The sequence below is a fragment of the Bdellovibrionota bacterium genome, assembly GCA_035292885.1.
GTDB lineage: Bacteria > Bdellovibrionota_G > JALEGL01 > JALEGL01 > DATDPG01 > DATDPG01.
Genome location: DATDPG010000044.1, coordinates 1 through 5,485, shown reverse-complemented (window position 1 = coordinate 5,485; position 5,485 = coordinate 1). Strand labels below are relative to the sequence as shown.

General features: G+C 52.5%; 5 protein-coding genes. All 5 read left to right on the top strand.

What is annotated here, in order from left to right; all coding sequences use genetic code 11:
• Nucleotides 1-934 (top strand): ABC transporter substrate-binding protein (locus tag VI895_03640; protein HLG18895.1); only part of this gene is annotated, 934 nt, incomplete at its 5' end.
• A 9-nt stretch (nt 935-943) separates the two neighbouring features.
• On the top strand, nt 944-2,374 hold the full coding sequence (locus tag VI895_03635) for a UbiD family decarboxylase (protein ID HLG18894.1): 1,431 nt from the start codon (nt 944-946) through the stop codon (nt 2,372-2,374).
• A gap of 26 nt (nt 2,375-2,400) precedes the next feature.
• Nucleotides 2,401-3,786: a UbiD family decarboxylase gene (locus VI895_03630; GenBank protein HLG18893.1), complete on the top strand. Its 1,386-nt coding sequence runs from the start codon at nt 2,401-2,403 to the stop codon at nt 3,784-3,786.
• A gap of 222 nt (nt 3,787-4,008) precedes the next feature.
• Nucleotides 4,009-5,019 (top strand): ABC transporter substrate-binding protein, encoded by a 1,011-nt coding sequence (locus tag VI895_03625; GenBank protein HLG18892.1) that lies wholly within the window; start codon nt 4,009-4,011, stop codon nt 5,017-5,019.
• Between the two features lie 33 nt (nt 5,020-5,052).
• Nucleotides 5,053-5,485 (top strand): hypothetical protein (locus VI895_03620; GenBank protein HLG18891.1); only part of this gene is annotated, 433 nt, incomplete at its 3' end.

Genomic DNA, 5,485 nt, shown 5'->3' with positions numbered 1-5,485 from the left:
TGGCTTCTGGTCTTATCAGGCATCGGCTGAGGAGGTTTTAGTCGCTCATCCTGCCTTGACCTTCGGGGATATTCCCTATTACATCGCACGCGAAAAGGGCTTCTATCACGAGGAAGACTTTCAGGTCAAAGACATTTACATCCGGGGAGGCGTGACGGCTTCTCAGGCTCTCCAGGCCGGCTCGGTTCATTTTACCCTCGCCCTAGGATCAGGAGTTCGGGCGGCTCTATCCGGAATGACGATCAAAGCTGTCATGGTGTATTGTGACAAGCCCTATCATTTTCTATACGCCCGTCCGGATCTGGGGGTGCGAAGCCCGCAAGACCTAAAAGGAAAGAGGATCGCGGTAACCGGGTTGGGCTCGACAACCTACTATGCGGCCAGAAAGGTTGTGGAACAGTTAGGCTACGATCCCGACAAGGATGTCTTGATCCTGTCCGTGGGAGATATCTGGCCGGCCCTGCACAGCGGGGCGGTCGAGTCCGGCTTGATTCGTCCGCCGTTTACGAACATGGCTGAAAAGATGGGAATGGTGAAAATCGCTTACGTGGGGGATGCTCTTCAGATCCCCATGTCGGGACTCGTCACCTCCGAGAAGCTGATACGCGAGCGTCCCGATTTCGTGCGCAAGTTCGTCAGGGGCACGGTACGGGGACTGAAATTTTTCCTGGACCAAAAAAAAGAAGGGGAGAGCATCGCTCTGCTCAATCGCGTGACAAAAATGGAGCCTGAAGCGGCCAAAGCCACTTATGAGTTTTACTATGGCATCATGACCAGGGAAGGTTTTCCTTCCGAGAGATCCTTATCCGATGATTGGGAGATTTCAAAGCTGATGATCAGGAAACCGGAAATCCAAAACCTTCCGCGGTCTCAAGCCGAGCAGAAAATGTACGATTTTCGAATTCTCAAGGAAGTGCTGAAAGGCACTCGTTAGGCCATTGCCATGCGCGATCTGAGAAACTTCATCGAGGGCATTGAAAAGCTGGGCGAGCTCAAAACCGTACGCAAGGCCGATTGGGACCTGGAAATCGGCGCGATCACCGAGATTTCCGCGTCAGAGCCCAATCCGCCGGCGCTGCTGTTTGACGACATCAAGGATTATCCCCGAGGATTCCGGCTTTTGACGAATATGTTTCAAACTCAGTCGCGAACCGCATTGGCTCTGGGATTGTCCCCGGATTTGAAAGGGGTCGATCTGGTCCGTGCCGTGAAGGATCTTCTCCAATCCGTTTCTTCTGTGCCGCCGGTTTTGCAGGCCGACGGCCCCCTCCGGGAAAATATTTTTACCGGAAAGGAAGCCAGCGTTTTGAAATTCCCTGCCCCCAAGCTTCACCGGGAAGACGGCGGCAGATACATAGGAACGGCAGATGCGGTGATCACAAGAGATCCCGACGCCGGTTGGGTTAACCTGGGAACGGCGCGGGTGCAGATCCTCGACGAGCACCGGGTCGCGCTTTATGTATCTCCCGGAAAGCAAACGCGTTTGATTGCGCAGAAGTATTGGGAAAAGGGAAAAAGCTGCCCTGTCGCCGTAGTCTGCGGCATCGATCCGGTTTTGTTTGCTGTTTCAGGATTGGGTTTACCGTGGGGAGTATCTGAATATGATTTTGCCGGCCACATTCAGAAGGCTCCCGTCAGTGTCATCAAAGGCGAGATAACTGGATTGCCTATCCCCGCCTCGTCGGAAATCGCTCTTGAGGGAGAGATTCCTCCGCCTGAAGTCGAATCCGAAATGGAAGGGCCTTTCGGCGAATGGACCGGCTACTATGCTTCGGGAACGCGCCCCTCTCCGGTCATCCGCATCAAGGCCGTTTACCACAGGAACGATCCGATTCTCACGGTTCTTCCCGATTTCAAGACCTATCCTCTTTCGAGTTATCTGTTCTCGATCTTCTGTGCAGCGGGATTGTGGAATGAGATCGAACAAGCGGGGATCACGGATATTCGGGGCGTCTGGTGTGCCGAATGGGGAGTGCGGTTTTTTATCGTGATTGCCGTAAAGCAACGCTACGGGGGCCATGCCCGACAGGCCGCTCACATTGCCATGGGAGCCAGAGAGGGGGCATATCTCGGCCGTTTTGTCGTTCTAGTCGACGACGACATCGATCCGGCGAATATGTCAGACGTTCTGTGGGCGGTCTCTACGCGCTGCGATCCCCAAACCTCAATTGAAATTGTCTCGGGATGTTGGAGCAGTCCCATCGATCCACGACTGCCACCAGAGAAAAGGGCTGCGGGAGATTTTACCAATTCGCGGGCGATCATCGATGCGTGTCGTCCTTTTCCCTGGCGGGAGAAATTTCCCAAAGTCCATACGATCGAACCCGCGTACAGGGAGCAAATCAAGGCAAAGTGGAGCGAAATTTTTCGATAAATGATCTTTGACTACAGGAGGAGTCTATGCCGTTTTCTGACATGCGAGAATTTTTAGCCAGATTGCAAGAAGAAGGTGAATTGGGAACGGTTCGAAAAGAAGTAGACCCGAAATACGAACTTGGAGCGTTGTGCAAAACCGCTCACGAGAGGGGCAGAAAAGCACTCCTTTTCGAGCGCGTGCGCGGTTGTTCGATGCCGGTGGTGACAGAACTGCTGGCAACGTTTAAGCGTATCGCCCTAGCACTAGAGACCGACGAAGGCGATCTGTTCTCGGAGGTCGTCGAAAGGACAAAACAATCTGTCACGCCCACGGTGGTTTCCGACGGACCGTGCAAGGAGGTCATTCTCAAAGGAAAGGATGTGGATCTCAGAAAAATCCCGTGGATTACGTGGAATAAGACGGAAACGGCTCCATATATCACAGCGGGTCTTGTGATTGTAAAGGACCCGGAATACGGCCGAAACGTGGGGGTTTATCGGATGATGTACGCCAGCCCGAATAAGACGTTTCTGCGCCTCAGTCCGGGCCATCATGGCTACGAATATTACAAGAGAGCGGAGCTCCGAGGAGAAAAAAAGTTGGAGGTGGCGGTGGCGTTAGGAACGGATCCGACGGTTTTCCTGGCATCGCAATTTGTGCCGGGAATCGATGTTGATGAATTTACTATTGCCGGCGCGTTGCGAAAAAAGCCCGTGGAGCTGGTGCGTTGTGAAACGGTTGATATTGAGGTTCCGGCCACGGCCGAAATCGTTTTGGAAGGAAGCATGAGCATCCCGCCCGATATCGGAGAAGAGGGGCCGTATGGCGAGTTCTGCGGCTACTCAGTCGGTACCGTAAGTAAAGAGAGACTATGGAACATTCAATGCCTGACAATGCGCAAAGACTCTTTGTACCATGGCTTCTATCTCTGCAAAGGAATCAACGAGGAAGGTGTTATCAAAAGCATCACAACCTCGGTGCAGATTTACAACGAACTCAAACCCGGTCACCCGGCCATCAAGCGCGTGTACTGCAGCGAGGCCGGCATCGGAATATTTCACTGCTATATCCAGATTGACGAACGGCTAAAGCGCCCAGGGATGGTCAACAATATCCTGGCGTCGTCCGTGGGCGTCAAAGGCAGCCGCGTCAAGCACGTTTTCGTCTTTGATGACGACATCGATATCACAAGCCCTGAGGAAGTCGAGTGGGCGATAGCGACGAGAGTCCAGGCTGACAAGGATATTTTTATTATTCCAAACACTTTTGGCTTAAGGTTAGACCCTTCGGCTACTTCAGAAGGGGTAACGGCCAAGATGTTTGTCGATGCGACGAAGAGCAAGGACTTCAGATCCGAAGGGCTGGCGCTTCCTCCCAGTGATGTGTGGGAGCGGGTCAAAAAGGACTGGGACAGTTACTTTGCGGGTTGATCGATGGCCCCTGTTCACACGCGCGAACCCTGTCGCTACTGAATCGGGATTCCGAAACATCTTAGCCCTTATTTCCCAAGTCCAAAGTGTGCCTGCGGGCACAGACATTAGCGCAGAGAAGTTCTTGGATAACCGACTTTTAGAGCAGCTTGAGTATTCAGGATATATTAAATCACTTTACGAGCGGTAGTGGTGTTGTCGAGATTAAAGGGAGGCTCTCACATGTGGCGACTGAATTTGTTGACCTTGAATAAGCGACGAATATTGATCCTGACCGCGATTTTTTTTCATGTAGCTTTTCGCGTTGGTACGGCGCAGGGGCAAAGGGTCAATGTCGGCTATTCCGCTATTAGCGGTTCAATGGCCTGGGTCTGGACGGCGAAAGAGGCGGGCTATTTTGATCATCGCGGCCTTCGTGTAGATCTGGTTTATATCGGGGGGACGGTACAGCTTTTTCAAGCGATGCTGGCAGGAGAGGTTACCTTCGGCGTCGGAGGAGGTCCGGCCATCATCCATGCCAATCTCCAGCGCAGGTCCCTGGTCGGAGTCGCCGGGACGATGAACCGCATGGTAATGAAAATCATGGGGGTGCCGCAGATTAAAAGGCCCGCCGATCTTCGCGGTAAGAAAATAGCCGTAACCCGCTATGGAACCGTTACCGACTTTTCGGCGCGGATGTTTCTTAACAAATGGGGTCTGTCGCCGGAAAAAGATACGCCGATCCTTCAGGTGGGGAGCATCCCTAACGTTTTGGCCTCTCTGCAAAGTGGGACGAGCCAAGCTGGAGCTCTTTCGCCGCCGGCTCACTTGCAAGCGGAAAAGCTGGGCTTTTCCGAACTCATGGACTTGTCGAAGGAGGAGATCTATTACCCTTACACCTATGCTGTCGCGTCCACGGAAGTCCTGGAGAGAAATAGCAAATCGGTGACGCCTTTTCTGGAGGCATCGATCCGGGGAATCTATCGCTTCAAGACAGATAAGCCGATGGCGAAAAGAGTACTCGTAAAATATCTCGGAATCAAAGACGAGTCGATTCTCGAAGAGACGCATGAGCTATTCTCGAGGCTGTTCGAAAAAGTTCCTTACATTAACCGAGAGGGATTAACCAATTTGGTTCAGATCCTGGCCGAGAAGGAGCCCAAATTGGCGGCCGCTAGAATTGACTCGTTTGTCGAGAACCGGTTCGTTCGCGAACTCGAAATGAACGGGTTCATTAGCAATCTTTACAGGTAAACATGAGAGCTAAAGGGAAAAGCAGGACACCCTATGGCTAAAACATTCGTTTCTTTGGTTTTGTTTTTTTCGATGCTGATCGTGGAAGTGCCAGGTGGATTCGCTCAAGAATCATACTACAGGGGCAAGGTGCTCCGGCTTATAGAAGCATATTCCGCGGGCGGGGGTTACGACACATATGCACGGCTGATAGCACGTCATCTGGGAAAACACATACCCGGGAACCCGACAGTAACCGTCGAGAACATGACCGGCGCCGGAGGCCTCATTGCCGTCAATTATCTTTATGTCAGAGCTGAACCCGACGGTTTAACCATTGGTAATTGGAACGGCTCGCTGTCACTCCAGCAATATCTCGGATTGAAGGGGATAGAATTTGATGCTTCTCGGTTCGAGTGGATCGGATCCGCGGTTCGCCCTACCCCCATATGTATTATTGCGAGAACGAGCGGGATCACGACTCTCC